The organism is Rhodococcus erythropolis NBRC 15567 (genome assembly GCF_001552595.1).
GTDB classification, from domain to species: domain Bacteria; phylum Actinomycetota; class Actinomycetes; order Mycobacteriales; family Mycobacteriaceae; genus Rhodococcus_F; species Rhodococcus_F erythropolis.
Genome location: NZ_BCRM01000045.1, coordinates 8,620 through 27,819, shown reverse-complemented (window position 1 = coordinate 27,819; position 19,200 = coordinate 8,620). Strand labels below are relative to the sequence as shown.

Annotated in this window: 2 protein-coding genes; both read left to right on the top strand. The window is 61.1% G+C overall.

The annotated features are described in order from the left end of the window. On the top strand, nucleotides 1-5,138 hold a 5,138-nt coding region (locus RE4_RS29905), incomplete at its 5' end, for a non-ribosomal peptide synthetase (RefSeq protein ID WP_155717001.1). Between the two features lie 93 nt (nucleotides 5,139-5,231). Continuing rightward, entirely contained in the window at nucleotides 5,232-19,091 is a 13,860-nt protein-coding gene (locus RE4_RS29900) for a non-ribosomal peptide synthetase (RefSeq protein ID WP_060939871.1), read from the top strand. The last annotated feature ends 109 nt before the right edge of the window (nucleotides 19,092-19,200 follow it).

Here is a 19,200-nt window from a genome sequence, read left to right as displayed (position 1 = left end):
CCGCGGTGTTCAGGGCTCCGGTGACGGCGGTGGAGGAGATCGTCGCGTCGGTGTTCGCTGAGGTGTTGGGTGTTGATCGGGTGGGTCTCGATGACGATTTCTTCGAGCTCGGCGGCAACTCCCTCAACGCCACTCGCACGATCAAGCGAATCGCCGATGCTCTCGATACCGAACTTTCGGTTCGAGTTCTGTTCGAAGCGTCCACGGTGCAGGATCTCGCGGCACATGCCGAAAGCCGGACCGGTTCGGGTGGGCGAGTCGCGCTGACCGCTGTCGAACGGCCAGAGCGGATTCCGCTTTCGTTGGCGCAGCAGCGTATGTGGTTCCTCAACCGATTCGACGGGAGCGCTGCTGCATACAACATCCCGATGGCGCTGCGCCTTCAGGGTGATCTCGATGTCTCGGCGCTGAGCGCGGCCATCTCTGATGTGATCGGGCGGCACGAATCACTTCGAACCGTCTACCCGGAAATCGGAGACGGTCCGGTGCAGGTCGTCAAGCCCGTGTCGAGTTGGTCGGACGAAATCGTCGCAGAACCGACCGGCGTGGACGAACTCGAAGGTGAGTTGGTCGCGCTGGCGTCGACGCGCTTCGACGTCACACGCGAGATCCCGATTCGTATCCGGTTGTTCCAGTTGGCTTCCGACGAATACGTACTCGGTGTCGCGATTCATCATATTTCCGCCGACGGTTCCTCGATGGCACCGTTCGCTCGAGATGTCGTGACCGCATACGCCTCGCGGGTTGCCGGGTACACACCGTCCTGGGCTCCTCTCGACGTTCAGTACGCCGACTACAGCCTGTGGCAGCGAGAGGTGCTGGGCCGTGAGGAAGACCCGGGATCTATCGCTTCGCAGCAGATTGCGTACTGGAGCGATGCTCTCGCCGGGCTGCCTGATCAGCTTGCACTTCCAGCTGACCGGCCGCGCCCCGCGACGCAGTCCTTCCGCGGCGGTTACCTGCACTTCGATATCAATGCAGAGTTGCATGCTCGGCTGAGCGGTCTTGCCAGGGCAAACAATTCGACGCTGTTCATGCTCACGCACACTGCGTTCGCGATGCTGTTGGCTCGACTGTCCGGAACCGAGGACATCGCGGTGGGTACGCCCATTGCCGGACGCGGTGAGCGGGCACTCGACGATCTCATCGGCATGTTCGTGAACACCTTGGTGTTCCGTACGCAGATCGACAGCGGTGCGCCGTTCCTCGACCTGCTCGGACGTGTCAGGGAGACCGACCTTCAAGCGTTCGCACATTCGGACGTTCCGTTCGAGCGACTCGTGGAGGTGCTCAACCCTCCGCGTTCGACCGCTCGTCATCCGCTCTATCAGGTCGGCTTCCTGTTCCAGAACATGGAAACCGGAGGGCTTGAGCTTCCGGGACTCACCGTCAAGGGCGTCGATATCGACAATGGGGTCGCGCAGTTCGATCTTCAGTTGATCGTCAGTGATCGTTACGACGCCAACGGATCTGCAGCCGGCATCACGTCGATGTTCAGCTACGCGCATGATCTGTTCGACGAGTCGACCGTGCAGGACTTCGCCGATCGATTCGTGCGATTGCTCGGGGAGATCGCGTCGGATCCGTCGTTGACCGTCGGCGACTTCGCGCTGATGGATTCGTCCGAGAGCGACCGGATCCTGAACCGCTGGAACGACACCGATCACCCCGTCCCGGGAGCCACTCTGGTCGAACTGTTCGACGAGCAGGTCGGTTCGAACCCAGGTGCGGTGGCATTGGTCGCCGGGAACACGTCGCTGACCTACGCCGAGTTCGATGCACGTGTCAACCGTCTCGCACGCCATCTGATTGCAACCGGTGTCGGTCCGGAGTCGTTGGTCGCGTTGGCAATCGAGCGATCGGTCGAACTGTTGGTCGCCATGTACGCGGTGGTGAAGGCAGGTGGTGGATACGTACCGATCGATCCGAACCACCCGGCCGATCGCATCGAGTACGTGTTGACCATGGCAGATCCGGTCTGCGTCCTCACTACCTCGACCACTGCGAAGAATCCGGCGTTCGGTGATTCTGTGATCGAGATGGACACGATCGATCTCGCGTCCTACGCGGACGCGATGGTTACCGATAGGGATCGCAGTGCTCCACTGCGAGCGGACAACACCGCCTATGTGATCTTCACGTCGGGATCGACGGGGCGGCCGAAGGGCGTCGCGATCTCGCATCGGGCGGTGGTCAACCAGATTCTCTGGAAGCGCGATCAGTACGGCCTGGACCGATCCGATGCGATGGTGCTCAAGACGGCGGCAACCTTCGACCTCTCGGTCTGGGAGTTCTGGTCGGCACTGACTTCCGGTGCACGACTGGTGATCGCCGAACCTGAAGGTCACAAGGACCCGAGCTACCTGCTCGACCTGATGACGCGGGAGAAGGTCACGACGCTCCACGTGGTGCCGTCGATGCTCGCGATGTTGCAGTCGGCGTCGGAAAATAGTCTTCCGGAATCGCTTCGTCAGGTGCTCGCGATCGGTGAAGCGTTGCCGGCCGCGACGGCCACCGAGTTTGCAGAACTCAGCGACGCGCAGTTGGTGAATCTGTACGGTCCGACCGAGGCCGCGGTCTCGGTGACAGCGCACGTCGTCGGTTCGGACGATACGACGTCGGTGCCGATCGGTGCCCCCGAATGGAACACGCAGGTGTTCGTGCTCGACACGCGTTTGCATCCGGTCCCCGTCGGAGTCACCGGGGAGCTTTACCTCGCCGGTGCTCAGCTTGCTCGCGGCTATCACGGGCGCGCGGATCTGACGTCGGAACGATTTGTGGCCAACGTCTTCGGTGACGCGGGTTCGCGGTTGTACCGCACGGGCGACCTCGTCCGGTGGACGCAGAACGGCGAACTCGACTACGTGGAGCGCGCCGACTTCCAGGTCAAGATCCGTGGCTACCGCATCGAACTCGGTGAGATCGAAGCGCTTCTTCGCAAGCAGGCCAGCGTGGACTCCGCTGTGGTGGTGGCCAAGTCGGATGCGCGTACCGGTGATCGACTTGTCGGCTACGTCGTTCCTCAAAGCGGGGAAAGCATCGATGTCGAAACCTTGAAGCGGACTCTTGTGGCTGAGTTGCCGAGTTACATGGTGCCGGCGGCATTGATGGTCTTGGACGAACTACCGCTCAACATCAACGGCAAGGTCGATCGCAAAGCCCTGCCCGACCCCGAATTCGAGGCGACCGAATTCCGTGCGCCGACCAACCCCGTCGAAGAGATCGTGGCGGGTGTGTTCGCTGACGTACTCGGTGTGGCGAGGGTCGGCCTCGACGACGACTTCTTCGAGCTCGGCGGAAACTCTCTCGTCGCGACGCAGGTCGTGTCGAGGCTGGGTGAGGCGTTGGACGCGCAGATTCCGGTCCGTGTGATCTTCGAGGCCTCGACTGTCGGGGCATTGGCGTCGAGGGTTCTCGAACACGCGGGATCGGGTGGCCGCCCACCGTTGGTGGCCCAGGTGCGTCCGCACGAGATCCCGCTGTCGTTGGCGCAGCAACGTATGTGGGTGCTCAATCAGTTCGACAAGACCTCGGGTGCGTACAACATCCCGGTCGCGATCCGGTTGTCCGGCGCTCTCGATGTCGACGCACTTCACTCCGCGGTGTCGGATCTGATCGAGCGTCACGAAGTGCTCCGGACGGTATACCCGGACCAGGGCAACGGACCGGTTCAGATGATCCTGCCTCGCTCCGCAGCGACGGTGGGACTGGAAGTGATCGCAACCGACGAAGCGTCGGTCGCCGAGCAGGTGGCTGACACAGTTCGCGAGGGCTTCGATGTCACGACAGCCGTTCCGTTGCGAATCCGTCTCTTCGAGGTCGACGAATCCGAGCGGGTCCTCGTCGTTGTCATTCACCACATCAGCGGTGACGGCTTCTCGATGGCTCCGTTGATCAGAGACACCATGGTTGCGTACACCGCACGTACCGGCGGGGAGACGCCGGAGTGGGCTCCGCTCGAGGTGCAGTACGCCGACTACACGCTGTGGCAGCGTGATGTCCTCGGATCGCCGGAGGACGCGGACAGTCAGCTGGGCCGTCAACTCGCGTACTGGGTGAACGAGCTCAAGGGCACTCCGGAGCTTCTGGAACTGCCGACCGACCGGCCGCGGCCGGCGCGCGCGAGCATGCGCGGTGCGGAATTCGAGTTTGCCGTCGATTCCGAGACCACGGACCGGCTCGCGACGATCGCACGGGAGCAGAACTCGACAGTCTTCATGGTGGTTCACACTGCCCTGTCCGTGCTGCTGGCGAAGATGAGTGGATCGAACGACATCGCAATCGGTACGCCGATCGCGGGTCGAGGTGAGCGGGCTCTCGACGATCTTGTCGGGATGTTCGTCAACACCTTGGTCCTGCGAACGGAGATCGCTCCTGCTTCGACTTTCGTCGACCTTCTGGGGCACGTGAAGGACAAGGACTTGTCGGCATTCGCCAATGCCGACGTACCGTTCGAGCGGTTGGTCGACGAATTGGGGCGAGAGCGCTCTCACGCATACTCGCCGCTCTTCCAGGTCATGCTCACATTCCAGAACATGGCTCTTGGTACGTTCCAACTCCCAGGCCTGGAACTCTCTGCGGTCGACAGCGGTTTCGATCAGGCGATGTTCGATCTGCAGCTCACCGGTATCGAGCAATTCGACGATGCCGGGGTGCTGTCCGGGCTGAGGATGCGTTTCACCTATGCGACCGACCTGTTCGACGAATCGACCATCGCTCTTTTCGCGGCGCGATTCGGGCGGGTGCTCGAAGAACTGGTGACCGATCCCGGGGTCGTGATTCGTACGATCGACATCGTGACCGATCAGGAACGCGAGGAAGCGAGCGCTGCCGAGCCGAAGTCCGCGGCAGATCTGCCCGAACTGGCAGCCGCGGCGGCGGCCGCCGATCCTGAGGCAATTGCGTTCACCCACGGTGATCAGGCGGTCACCTTCGGTGAGTTGTCGACCAAACTCGTTGCCATGCGTACCGCCATGGGCGCTGCTCTGGCTCCCGATGCACTGGTTTCGGTGTCGCTCGCCGGCCTTGTTCCGGGCATCCTGCCGGCACTTGGCGTCGACGGTCTCGCCACACTTGTGAGCTCGGTGATAGCTGACGCACAGTCGGTGTCAGCGGGCCGTGGGGGTACGGCCGGGTAACATTCAGTATTTGCCCAGTGAACGCCTCCGGCCGAGCAGAACGCTGTGCTCGGCCGGGGCGCACTTCACGAAAGTCAGTTGGAGGAAGTGTAGATGTCCGTCGGTATTCCGGGACCGCAGTCGCTGACGATCGAAGATCTGCCGAAGTTGGTAGCTGCAGTTGCGGCGGTAGATCCTGATCGTGTGGCCCTGAGCCACGGTGGAACCGAAATCAGCTACGGACGACTCAATGACGAGTTGGTCACTCTCGACACCGCGATGGGTGGGGCATTGGGGGCGGATGCCCTGGTTCCTGTTGTCGTTTCCACGGTGCTGCCGGAGCTGATCGCCAGCGAGGCCGACGGTCTCGGCGCGGTGGTCGACCGGCTCATCGCAGACGGCACTTCGATCGTCGAGGTCGCGTCCGAGGCCGACGCACACGTGACCCTAGCCGGACTCTTCGACGAGCAGGTCGAGCGGACGCCGGATGCGCTCGCGCTGGATTACGCCGGAACGCAGCTCACTTACGCGCAGTTCGACGCGCGAGCGAACCGCCTGGCCCGTGAACTCGTCGCGGCAGGTGTCGGACCGGACAGCCTCGTCGGTCTCGCGATGCGTCGATCGATCGATCTCCTCGTCTCGATGTACGCGATCGTCAAGGCCGGCGGCGCGTACGTTCCACTCGACCCGGATCATCCTGCCGACCGTCTCGCTTACGTACTCGAGATCGCGAAGCCCACGGCTGTGCTCACACGTACGTCCGATGCCGTGGTGCTGCCGCACGGTACGCCCACGCTCGACGTCGACACCCTCGACTTGTCGGGTCGTGCCGAGACAACTGTCACCGACGCCGACCGGTTGGCGCCGCTGCGCGCGGACAACACTGCGTATGTCATCTTCACGTCCGGATCGACCGGACGCCCCAAAGGCGTTGCAGTCTCTCACCGTGCCATCGTCGCGAACCTGCAATGGCGTCAGACCGAGTACGGATTCACTGCCGACGACGTGATCTTGCAGAAGACGCCCTTCACTTTCGATGTGTCCGTGTGGGAGTTCTTCTGGCCGCTGCAGGTCGGTGCATCGCTGGTGATCGCGGAACCCGACGGACATCGTGATCCGGTGTACGTGGCTCGCACGATGATCGAGCGCGGAGTGACGGCGGTGCACTTCGTGCCGTCGATGCTCGCCGTGTTCGTCGCCGAACCCCTTGTTGCGCAGGTCAAAACCCTTCGCTACGTGTTCGCTTCCGGTGAGGCGTTGCCGGCTCGAACCGCGGCACGTCTGCGCGAGGTCAGCAGTGCTGGACTCCACAATCTGTACGGCCCGACCGAGGCTGCCGTCGACGTGACTTATTACGAAACCGGTGAGCGAGATCAGGTGTCCGTGCCGATCGGCGCGGCCGTGGCAGACACCGAACTCCTGGTGCTCGACGACGCGCTCCGGCCGTCGCCTTCAGGAGTGGCAGGAGAGCTCTATCTTGCCGGGATTCAGCTGGCCAGGGGATACGTGTCGCGTCCCGATCTCACGGCAGACCGTTTCGTGGCTCGGCCGGGCACTACCGACGGATCGCGGATGTATCGAACCGGAGACCTGGTGCGTTGGCGCGGCGTCGGAGCGAACCGCCAGCTCGAATACATCGGTCGCACTGACTTTCAGGTCAAGCTCCGCGGTCTGCGCATCGAACTCGGTGAGATCGAGGCGGCACTGCTCGATTGTGAAGGTGTTTCCCAAGCCGTGGTGATCGTCCATTCGGACGAAACGATCGGTGACAACTTGGTCGCGTACATCGTCGGCGAGGGCATCGATTCAGAGATTCTGACGTCGTCGCTGGGTGAACGGCTACCCGACTACATGGTCCCTGCCATGTTCGTCGAACTGGACGAGTTTCCGCTCAATGCCAGCGGCAAGCTGGATCGAAAAGCCTTGCCCGCACCCGAATTCGTGTCGAAGACGGTCGAGTACCGCGAGCCTGCGACACCCACCGAAGCCGGCGTGGTCGCGATCTTTGCCGATCTACTCGGGCAGGATCGGGTAGGGGCAGACGACGGCTTCTTCGAGCTGGGCGGCAACTCGTTGCTCGCCACTCGCGTGGTTGCGCGGATCAATGCCGAACACGGCATCTCCATCGACATGCGCAACTTCTTCGACGCACCCACCGCCGCAGAACTTGCCGTCTTCATCGACGAAGCGAAAATCTCAGAAGACCGCAAGGCTCACGTTCCCCTGATCCCTCGCGAGCGCCCCGAGTTGGTTCCGCTGTCTTTGGCGCAGCAGCGCATGTGGTTCCTCAACCGATTCGAACCAGAATCGGCAGTCGACCACATTCCGGTCGCGCTGCGTCTCAGCGGAGCGCTCGATGTCGATGCCTTGCAGGGCGCGCTCGAAGATTTGATCGAGCGGCACGAGATCCTTCGAACCGTGTACCCGGAGGTCGACGGCGTCGGATATCAGCGCTTGGTCGACCTTGCAGCCGTGGTACCGAACCTGACTCCCATACGGGTAGACGAGTCGGCGATCGTCGAGCGCGTGACCGACTTCGTTACCCCGGGGTTCGACGTGACCACCGAGGTTCCGATTCGGGCGGCACTCTTCCAACCCACCGCCGACGAATTTGTCCTCGTGTTCGTCGTCCATCACATCAGCGGTGACGGGTTCTCCATGGGACCGTTGACCAAGGACATCGTTTCGTCCTATGTGTCTCGGACACAGGGAATTGCGCATGATCTGGCTCCGCTGCCCGTACAGTTCGCCGACTTTGCACTGTGGCAGCGCGAAGTTCTCGGCAGTGAGGACGACCCGGATTCTCTGATCACTCGCCAGGTCGACTACTGGCGCCACGCGTTGGCCGGTATCCCCGATCAGCTCGATCTTCCGTCGGACCGCCCGCGCCCGCGCGTCGCGTCGAACCGGGGAGCCGGGCACACATTCACGATCGAGCCTGACCTTCACCAGGCTCTCAATCGAATTGCGCTGGACAACAACGCATCCCTGTTCATGGTGTTGCACAGTGCCGTGGCGATTCTGCTGGCGCGGTTGTCCGGGACTTCGGACATCGTGATCGGCACACCGGTCGCCGGTCGAGGCGATCAAGCTCTCGACGACCTGATCGGAATGTTCGTCAACACACTCGTCCTCCGCACGGAGGTTGATCTCGAAGCTTCGGCACGGGACATGATTTCGCGGGCGCGCGAATCCGACCTCAGCGGCTTCGGGCACGCCGATGTGCCATTCGAACGACTGGTGGAGGTACTCAACCCCGCCCGGTCTCAGGCACGGAACCCGTTGTTCCAGGTGATGCTCTCGCTGCAGAACTTGGGACAGAGCATGCAGCAAAGTCTGGAGGTTCCGGGACTGCGCATTTCCGGACTGGACGTAGAGTCGTCGGCCGCGAAGTTCGACCTCCAATTCACTGTGTGGGAATCGGACACCGCGGACAAGGTCGGTGGTTTGACCGTCGCACTGGTCTATGCGACCGACCTGTTCGACGAGTCGTCTGCCAAATCAATCGGAAAGCGGTTGATTTCAGTTCTCGAAGCAATGGTTGCCGATCCCTCGGTGCGGGTTGGCGATGTGGATATGTTCGATTCGGGTGAGCGATCTTTGGTGCTCGAGTCGTGGAATGGCACTGCGCATGAGGTTGCGGATGTGTCGTTGGTGGACGTGTTCGATGCTCAGGTGGAGGCGTCGCCGGATGCGGTAGCTGTGTCGTTCGAGGGTGTTTCGCTGTCATATGCGGAGTTCGATTCGCGGGTGAATCGTCTTGCCCGGTACCTGGTTTCGGTGGGTGTGGGGCCGGAGTCGTTGGTGGGTGTTGCGGTACGTCGGTCGGTTGATTTGTTGGTTGCGGTTTACGGCGTGCTCAAGGCTGGCGGTGGGTATGTTCCGGTAGATCCGGATCAGCCTGCGGAGCGCAATGCGTACGTGTTGGAGTCGGCGTCGCCGGTATGCGTGATCAGTACCTCTGACGTTGGATTCGATGCCGGTGTGGTGCCGGTGGTCGAGGTTGATGTTGTTGATGTGTCTGGTTTTTCGGATAACCCTGTTTCGGATATTGATCGGGTCTCGCCTTTGCTGTCGGGGAATGCGGCGTATGTGATTTTCACGTCGGGGTCGACGGGGCGTCCGAAGGGCGTGTCGGTTTCGCATGCGGCGATTGTGAATCGGTTGGCGTGGATGCAGGACGAGTACGGGTTGGATTCGTCGGATGTGGTGTTGCAGAAGACGCCGTTCACGTTCGATGTGTCGGTGTGGGAGTTGTTCTGGCCGTTGCAGGTTGGTGCTCGGTTGGTGGTGGCCGTGCCGGATGGGCATCGTGATCCGCGGTATTTGACGTCGGTCATTGTGGGGGAGGGTGTGACGACGGTGCATTTCGTGCCGTCGATGCTCGAGGTTTTCGTGACGGATTCGTCTGTGGCTGGGTGTGTTTCGTTGACTCGGGTGTTCGCGTCAGGTGAGGCGTTGCCGGCGAGTGTTGTTGCCGACGTGTGGGCTGTGTTGCCGGGTGTCGGGGTGCACAATTTGTATGGTCCGACCGAGGCTGCGGTGGATGTGACGTTCCACGAGGTGGTGCCGGCGGATGTTCTGGGGGTGCCGATCGGTGCTCCGGTATGGAATACGCAGGTGTTTGTTCTGGACTCTCGATTGAGTCCGGTGCCGGTAGGTGTTGCGGGTGAGCTGTATCTGGCGGGTGTTCAGCTGGCTCGTGGATATGTGGGTCGGCCGGATTTGTCGTCGGATCGATTTGTGGCGAATCCGTTCTCGGGTGATGGTGGGCGGATGTATCGCTCGGGTGATGTGGTGCGGTGGACTGCGTCGGGCGAGTTGGAGTACATCGGTCGTAGTGACTTTCAGGTGAAGTTGCACGGTTTGCGGATCGAGCTCGGTGAGATCGAGTCGGTGATTCGTGAGCACGAGTCGGTGTCGTCGGTAGTTGTGGTTGTGCGTGAGGATGTGTTGGTTGCGTACGTTACGGCCGCTGGTGGTGTGGTGGACGTTGACGAGTTGAAGAGAGTTGTTGCGGGTCGGCTGCCGGGTTACATGGTGCCGGCGGTGGTGATGGTGCTGGATGAGTTGCCGTTGGGTGTGTCGGGGAAGTTGGATCGGAAACTTCTTCCGGATCCGGTGTTCGTGGCGCGCGAGTTTCGGGCACCGTCGAGTGTCGCCGAAATCGCTGTGGCCGGCGTCTTCGGAGATGTTCTCCGGTTGGAACAGGTCGGTCTGGATGACGACTTCTTCGAGCTCGGCGGAAACTCTTTGGTCGCAACGCAGTTGGTGGCTCGCGTAGGTCAAGCGCTCGACACTCAGGTTCCGGTGAGAGTGTTGTTCGAGGCTTCGACCGTCGAAGGTTTGGCAGCGCAGGTTGAGTTGATCGCAGGGGCAGGAGGGAGGGCCGCGCTCGTGGCCCGCCCACGGCCGGCGTTGATCCCACTCTCACTAGCTCAGCAGCGAATGTGGTTCCTCAGCCGCTTCGATCCTGATTCTGCCGTCAATAACATTCCGATCGCCTTGAATATCAAAGGCGCCCTGAATGTTTCGGCGCTGAGTCATGCGATTTCGGATGTAATCGAACGCCACGAATCGCTCCGGACCGTCTACCCGGAGCAAGGTGGGCAAGGGCAGCAGGTAGTCCTCCCGTCGTCCGAGGTGCCGGTTGAACTGACACCGAAGGTCATCGACGCCTCACGCGTTCACAACGAACTTCTGAGTTTCGCGCTCCAGGGTTTCGACGTGACGTCAACCGTTCCGGTTCGCGTCGGGTTGTTCGAACTTGCTGAGAATTCGTACGTTCTGGCCTTCGTTGTGCATCACATCGCAGCGGACGGGTTCTCGATGCGTCCGCTGACTCGGGATGTCATGGTTGCCTACGCCGCTCGGGTTTCGAACGGCGTTCCGAATTGGACTCCGCTCGAGGTGCAGTACGCCGATTATGCCCTCTGGCAGCGGGAGGTCCTCGGCGACGAGGACGACCCGAATTCGTTGATCTCGGCTCAGCTGGACCACTGGCGCTCCGTCCTCCGTGATTCTCCGGAAGTGCTTGCGTTACCAGCTGACCGCCCCCGCCCGGTCGTCGCCTCGAATCGTGGCGCTACGTACCGCTTCTCCGTCAGCGAAGAGCTTCGGTCGAGCTTGGACTCACTCGCACGCGAGCGGAACGCGTCGCTGTTCATGGTGATGCATTCGGCCCTCGCCGTGCTTCTCGCAAGGTTGTCCGGTACCAGTGACATCGTGATCGGTACTCCGGTTGCCGGGCGAGGCGAAAAGGCGCTCGACGATGTGATCGGTATGTTCGTGAATACGCTGGTCCTGCGGACTCCTGTCGACCTCGCCAGTCCGTTCAGTGCACTCGTCTCGGCAACGCGGAGGACGGACCTTCAGGCGCTCGGCAACGGCGATGTTCCGTTCGAGCGATTGGTCGAGGTACTGGACCCCACCCGATCGCAGGCACATCACCCGCTGTTCCAGGTCGCGCTGTTCTTTCAGAACATGTCCCAGGATGCGTTGGAGCTTTCGGGGTTGGAGGTGTCGGGCCTCGAGTTCGATGCCGGTATCGCGAAATTCGATCTTCAACTTACTCTCGCTCCCCGTGTCGAAGATGCGCTCGAAGACGGCATGTTCGCCGAGTTCGCATACGCCACAGATCTGTTCGACGAGTCGACGATTCGTGGATTCGCCGATCGGTTCACCAGGATCCTCGAGCAGGTGGTCGTGGATCCGTCGATCACTGTGGGTGACATCGATCTGTTGGAGGAGACCGAGCGCGAGTCGCTGTTGACTGCGCGCAACTCCACCGCACGTGACGTCGGGAACAGTGAGACATTGGCTTCGCTGTTCGACACTCGCGTTGCGTTGGCGCCCGATGCTGTTGCCGTGGTGTTCGACGGCCAGTCGCTGACCTATGGCGAGGTGTCCGATCGTGTGAACAAATTGGCACGCAAGCTGATCGACGATGGTGTTGGGCCCGAGTCGTTGGTGGCCTTGGCGATGCGTCGGTCGCTCGATCTCGTAGTGGGTATGTACGCGGTGATCGCCGCGGGCGGAGCCTACGTGCCATTGGATCCCGATCACCCCGCCGAGCGGATCGGGCACATCCTCACGACGGCCGATCCAGTCTGTGTGCTGTCGACGACGAGGGACGCTTTCGTAGCGCCGAACGGCGCCGACGTGCTGTTGATCGATGCTGCTGACCTCTCGAGCTATTCGCCTTCCGTCGTTTCCGATGCTGATCGTCGTGGTCGACTGCGTGATGTGAATGCCGCCTACGTGATCTTCACCTCGGGTTCCACGGGCAAGCCCAAGGGCGTTGCGGTCTCGCATCACGCCATCGTGAACCAGGTCCTGTGGATGCAGGATCAGTACGCCATCGGCACAGAAGATGTCTATCTGCAAAAGACTGCAACGACATTCGACGTCTCGTTGTGGGGATACTTCACCGCGCTTCTGTCCGGTACGAGAGTGGTGCTGGCATCTCACGACGGACATCGAGATCCCGCGTATCTGGCTGGTCTGATCGAAGATCATCGGGTGACGTTGACGGACTTCGTTCCGTCGATGTTGACCGTCTTCGCGACGTCGGTTCCGGAACACGCATTGGTGTCGCTGAGGGACGTATTCGTGATCGGTGAGGCATTGCCGCTCGAGACGGTGCGTGCATTCGCTCGGGTGTCCTCTGCAGGTTTGCACAATGTGTACGGCCCTACCGAGGCTGCGGTCTCGATCACCTACTACGAGGTCGACGGATCGGAGTCGACAGGTACTCCGATCGGTGTGCCAGAGTGGAACTCGCAGGTCTACGTGTTGGATAGTCGGTTGCATCCGGTGCCGGTAGGCGTTGCAGGTGAGCTGTATCTGGCCGGTGATCAACTTGCGCGCGGTTATGTCGCGCGACCCGATCTCACCAGTGATCGCTTTGTCGCGAACCCATTTGTGGAGGCGAGCGACACGAACGGTGAAGTAAATGCCGGTGGCAGTCGGATGTATCGCACCGGGGACCTGGTGTGGTGGAACACCGCAGGCGAGCTCGAGTATGTCGGGCGTACCGATTTTCAGGTCAAGTTCCGTGGTCAGAGGATCGAACTGGGTGAGATTGAGTCAGCTCTTCTGGCGCACTCGACGGTAGCTCAGTGTGTGGTCACTGTGGCATCCACCGATATGGGCGATCAGTTGGTCGCGTATGTGATCGCTGTCCCGGATTCTGTGGTCGACGTAGAAGCCCTGAGGAATGCGCTTCCTGAATCGCTACCTGTCTACATGATTCCGAACGTGATCATGATCTTGGACGAGTTTCCTCTGAACTCCTCTGGGAAGTTGGATCGGAAGTTGTTGCCGGAGCCGGTATTCGAGGCTGCGGTCTTCCGGGCCCCGGTCACGCCGGTAGAGCAAATTGTCGCTTCTGTTTTCTCGGCGGTACTCGGGGTCGAGCGAGTGGGTCTCGATGACGACTTCTTCGCACTCGGCGGAAACTCTTTGATCGCTACTCGAATGGCAGCTCGGTTGGGGCAGGCGCTCGATGCGCAGGTTCCGGTGCGGGTGTTGTTCGAGGCGTCGTCGGTGGAGTTGTTGGCCGCACGGATGGAGTCGGAGATCGGTTCGGGTGCGCGGGCGGCGTTGACGGCTCGGGTGCGTCCGGAGCGGGTGCCGTTGTCGTTGGCGCAGCAGCGGATGTGGTTCTTGAACCGTTTCGATACGACGTCGTCGGCGAACAATATTCCGGTGGCGATTCGGTTGTCGGGGTTGTTGGATGTGGCGGCGTTGGATGCTGCTGTGTCGGATGTTGTTGCGCGGCATGAGATTTTGCGGACGGTGTATCCGGAGGTCGACGGTGTCGGCTTCCAGGAGGTGTTGTCGGCGGATCGGGTGCGGTTGGATTTGTCGCCGGTTGTGGTGTCGGAGTCCGATGTCGTTGGTGCGGTGACGGAGTTTTTGTCGACCGGTTTCGATGTGGCGGTGGAGGTTCCGGTTCGGGCGCGGTTGTTCGCGGTGTCGGAGTCGGAGTTCGTGTTGGCGTTGGTGGTTCATCACATCAGTGGTGATGGTGTGTCGATGGGGCCGTTGACGCGTGATGTGATGGTGGCGTACGAGGCTCGTTCTCGGGGTGAGGTTCCGGGGTGGGCGCCGTTGGCGGTGCAGTATGCGGATTACGCGTTGTGGCAGCGGGAGACTCTTGGTTCGGAAGATGATGCGGGGTCGTTGATTTCGCGTCAGATCGGGTTCTGGGAGTCGGCGTTGGCGGGGTTGCCGGATCAGTTGGATTTGCCGGCTGATCGTCCGCGGCCTGCGGTGGCGTCCAATCGTGGGGCCAAGCATGCGTTCGTCATCGGAGAAATTGAGCATTCGTCTCTGAAAAAGATAGCGCGTGAGTCGAATTCGTCGTTGTTCATGGTGGTGCATGCGGCGTTGGCGGTGTTGTTGGCGCGGTTGTCGAGTACGTCCGATATTGCGATCGGTACTCCGGTGGCGGGTCGTGGTGAGCAGGTTCTCGATGATTTGATCGGGATGTTCGTCAATACGTTGGTGTTGCGAACGGAGGTGGATTCTTCGGAGTCGTTCTCGGAGTTGTTGGGCCGGGTTCGTGAGGGTGATCTGGGTGCGTTTGCGCATGTAGATCTCCCATTCGAGCGTTTGGTGGAGGTGCTCAATCCGGCGCGGTCGCAGGCGCGCAATCCGTTGTTCCAGGTGATGCTGTCGTTCCAGAACATGGAGCAGTCGGTGCTTCGACTTGGTGATCTGACAGTTGCGGGCGTCGACGCCAACACCGTGGCGGCGAAGTTCGATCTGCAGTTGACCATGGTCGAGCAGTTCGACGAGTCCGGTGCGCCGGCGGGGATGGCGGCGCAATTCACGTATGCGACGGATCTGTTCGACGAGTCGACTGTGGCTGGCTTTGCCGACAGGTTCGGGCGCATCCTTGCTGCGATCACCGTCGATCCGTCAGTTCGGTTGGGTGATATCGACGTACTTACTGCTGCTGAGCGCAGCAACCTTCTCAGCTGGTCCACTGGTGGGCGCACAGCGTTGGCAGGGGCCTCCCTGACTGCGATGTTCGACGAACAGGTTGGGCAGACCCCTGATTCTCTTGCCGTCGAGTGCGATGGCGAGGCGCTGACCTACGGGCAACTCGACGCCTACGCAAACGTGGTGGCCGAGCGATTGACGGCGGCCGGCGTCGGTCCGGATGACGTCGTCGCGTTGATCGTGCCGAGGTCGGTCGAGTGGGTCGTAGGTATGTTGGCGGCGTGGAAGGCGGGTGCTGCGTACGGGCCGATCGATCCGTCGTACCCACAGGATCGGATCGAAGCGATAATTGCCGACACTGGCGCCCGATGTGCGGTGAGTACGACGACTCTCGATCTGGCGGTGGACGTCATCGTCCTCGACAGCATCATTCGCGATTCGCCGATTGTGGAGGGGCCGACGGATCGATGGCGTGAGCTCGGTGCGGGGGACCGCTTGGGGTATGTCATTTCGACATCCGGTTCGACTGGTCGTCCGAAGCCGACGTTGGTGCCGATGGCGGGCATCGAGAATACGGTGGCCTGGTATCGCAGCGAGTTGCCCGAAACTGGTGCTCTTTTGATCGCGTCTTCACCCAGTTTCGACCTGACGCAGAAGAACGTCTGGGCAGCGCTGAGCAGCGGTCGGACCGCAGTGCTTGCCTCAGACGGTTTCGATCCGGATGCGATCGTCGCTCGCGTCGGGCACGGTGACGTCGCAGTGGCGAACATGTCGCCGAGCGCATTCGAAGCCGTGGTGGATTCCGATGAGGAGTCTGCTCTGAGCGTTCTCGATGTTGTGTTCCTTGGAGGCGAGTCGATCCGGCTCAATCGTCTTGGCAGTTTGTTGTCAGGCGGCGTACGCCTGGTGAACAGTTACGGCCCGACGGAAGCGTCGGACGTGGTCTCGTTCCACGCAGTGACTGCGCATGACACCGTCAGCGTTCCGATCGGTGCACCGGTGCCGAACATGGATCTGTTCGTTCTGGATCGGTCGTTGGGTATGGTGCCGCCGGGCGTGATCGGCGAGTTGTATGTCGGTGGTGTCGGTGTCGGTCGCGGATACGGAAACCGAGCAGCGTTGACGGCGGAGCGTTTCGTCGCCAACCCCTTTGCGGGCGGGGAAAGGGGCGCCTCAGATGGCGGCAGCAGGTTGTATCGAACCGGCGACCTCGTCAGGTGGAACGGTCGGGGCGAGCTCGAGTACATCGGCCGATCGGATTTCCAGGTCAAACTGCGGGGGCAGCGTATCGAACTCGGCGAGATCGAATCTGCTCTGATCTCGCACGAGGCGGTTTCAGATGCGGTGGTCGTCCTGCACAGCGATGCGACGTTCGGCGACAGCCTGGTCGGGTATGTCGTGGGAACTGCAGTAGATGCGTCCGAAGTTCTGGAGTCTGCCCGGGCCGTGCTTCCGACGTACATGGTGCCCTCGAAGGTTCTTGTCCTCGACGAGCTTCCTCTCAATGCTTCGGGCAAATTGGATCGAAAGGCTCTCCCGTCACCGGTATTCGAGGCAGCAGAGTTTCGGGCGCCGGTCACAGCGGTGCAGGAAATTGTTGCGTCGGTGTTCGGAGATGTGTTGGGCGCGGAGCGGGTCGGTCTGGATGACGATTTCTTTGCGCTGGGTGGTAATTCGTTGATCGCTACCAGGTTGGCAGCAAGATTGGGACAGGCGCTCGATGCGCAGGTCCCGGTGCGCGTGCTGTTCGAGAACTCGACAGTGGAAGGTTTGGCTGCAGTAGCGCAAAAGACCGCAGGTTCCGGTGCGAGGATGGAGTTGGAGGCGCGGGAACGTCCAGAACGTCTTCCTCTGTCCTTGGCCCAGCAGCGAATGTGGTTGGTAAACCAGATGGATCCCGGTTCTGCGGCATACAACATTCCGTTGGCTCTGCGATTGACAGGGAACTTGGATGTCGCGGCTTTGCGCCAGGCTCTTCACGACGTTTTGGTTCGACATGAGTCGCTCCGGACCAGCTACCCGAGTGACATCGAAGGGCCGGTTCAGAAGATCGTCGCGATCGACGAACTCCTTTCGCCTCTCGAAACGATTCAGGTGGACGACGAGGCCGCGGCGTTCAATCGCGTCGTGGAGTTGGTGACGACCGGATTCGACGTCGCTCAGGAAGTACCTGTACGCACTGGGTTGCGCGAGTTGGGGCCGGCAGACTTCATATTCGTCTTGGTCGCTCATCACATCGCCGCTGACGGTGAATCGATGGGACCTCTGGCCCGAGACATGATGGTCGCCTATGAGGCCCGCATGCGCGGTACCGCGCCGTCGTGGACGCCGTTGACTGTTCAGTACGCGGACTTCGCGATCTGGCAGCGCGAAGTGCTCGGTAGCGTCGACGAGATCGGCTCGCAGGCTGCACAGCAACTCGACTTCTGGCGCCGGACGTTGAACGGTGTGTCGTCGACGCCCGGATTGCCTTCCGACCGTCAGCGACCCGCGCAGATGTCTGCAAAGGCCGGTGTCTCGGAGTTCTCCGTCAGTGCGGACACGGCGACGCGGCTCAACGAGATTGCGCGCGAACACAACGCCACATTGTTCATGGTTGTGCATGCCGCGCTTGCAGTTCTCATCTCACGGTTGAGCGGAAGCCGAGATTTCGCGATCGGAACAGTTGTAGCCGGGCGAGGTGAGCAGCAACTGGACGACATAGTCGGAATGTTCGTCAACACGCTCGCACTCAGGACCGCTCCGGACCTCGGAGCAGGATTCGGCGAATTGGTCTCGCTGGTTCGAAATGTCGATCTCGAGGCATTTGCGAACGGCGACATACCGTTCGAGGAAGTTACCGGCGCGTTGTCGGCGTCAGCGAACGAGCTTTTCCAGGTTGCACTGTCGGTCGAACCGATGGCAGGAGCCGAGTTCAGTCTGCCGGATCTGAAGATCTCGGCAGTCGAGGGTGTGGAGGCGACTGCGAAGTTCGACCTCCAACTCAATCTCAGTTCTGATCCGATCACAGGAGGACTGATTGGCCATTTGGTTTTCGCCGCCGATCTTTTCGACCAAGCGACCGCCGACGCACATGTCGAGCGATTCGTACGCGTTCTCGATCGGGTGTCCTCGGATCCTTCACGTCCGATCGGTGACATCGAACTGCTCACCGACTCCGAACGAGCAGAAGTCCTCGGCTCCGTGGACACAACGCCACCCCCGGCCGTTGGCGCTTCGACGGGCCGACTCGTGCCACAGCGATTGGCGAACTCCGTTGAGGCTGATCCTGACGCCGTAGCAGTCGTGTGCGATGAAGAGGAAGTGACATACCACGAGGTCGATGCACGATCATCTCGCCTTGCGCGCCACCTCATCAGTCTTGGGATCGGCCCGGGTGACGCAGTTGCGATGACAGGGCTGCGTGGCATCGAACTGGTAGTGGCGATCTGGGCGCTGTCCAAAGCAGGCGCGGCAGTACTCGTGGGAACTACAACAGGAGCAGCGCGTACGCCTGGAAGAGGAACAAACCCGAGTGTGGCCTTGACGCTGACTTCGGGCAGTGCAGATTCTGATGTCGCGCTGGATACGATCCTCGACCTGAACGAGTCCGGGGTTGTCGAATTGGTGGCGTCGTATTCGAGTCGTTCCGTGAACTACACGGATCGGCTTCGTCCGCTGAGTGGGGACGACGTCGCGGTCGTGGTTACCGGATCACACTCTGACCAGATCACCCATGGAGAGCTCGCAGCGAAGTTGGATGCTATGTCGCAAAAGCACGACGTCGACTACGAATCGCGTTTGATGTACTTCGGTCCCGACGACGATGAAACATCGGTTCTGACGATTCTGCTTGGCGGGGCGGTCGGTGGCGTCGTACTTCTTTCCTCGGAAGAGGCGAAGGACGCAGAGGTACACGAGCTCCTTGAAGAGGAGTGGGTTTCGCACGCGGTTGGTCCGACAGACGTCTTCACAGATGTCGTCGAAGGAGGTCTGCCTGATCTACGCCTGGCCTGTGATCCCGCGACGTGGACTCTGAGCTGACGCCGCCGTTCAGGAAGTCGATGGACTCCCATATCCCGAACAGTCCGATGATGTCCACTCCGCGACAGCTGTAACAATGGTTCGGTGTGTCCGATCAACTATTGGGGCT

What these genes read in the sequence shown, in the direction of transcription:
- RE4_RS29900 (WP_060939871.1), top strand. Translation starts at nt 5,232, where the DNA reads ATGTCCGTCGGTATTCCGGGACCGCAGTCGCTGACGATCGAAGATCTG.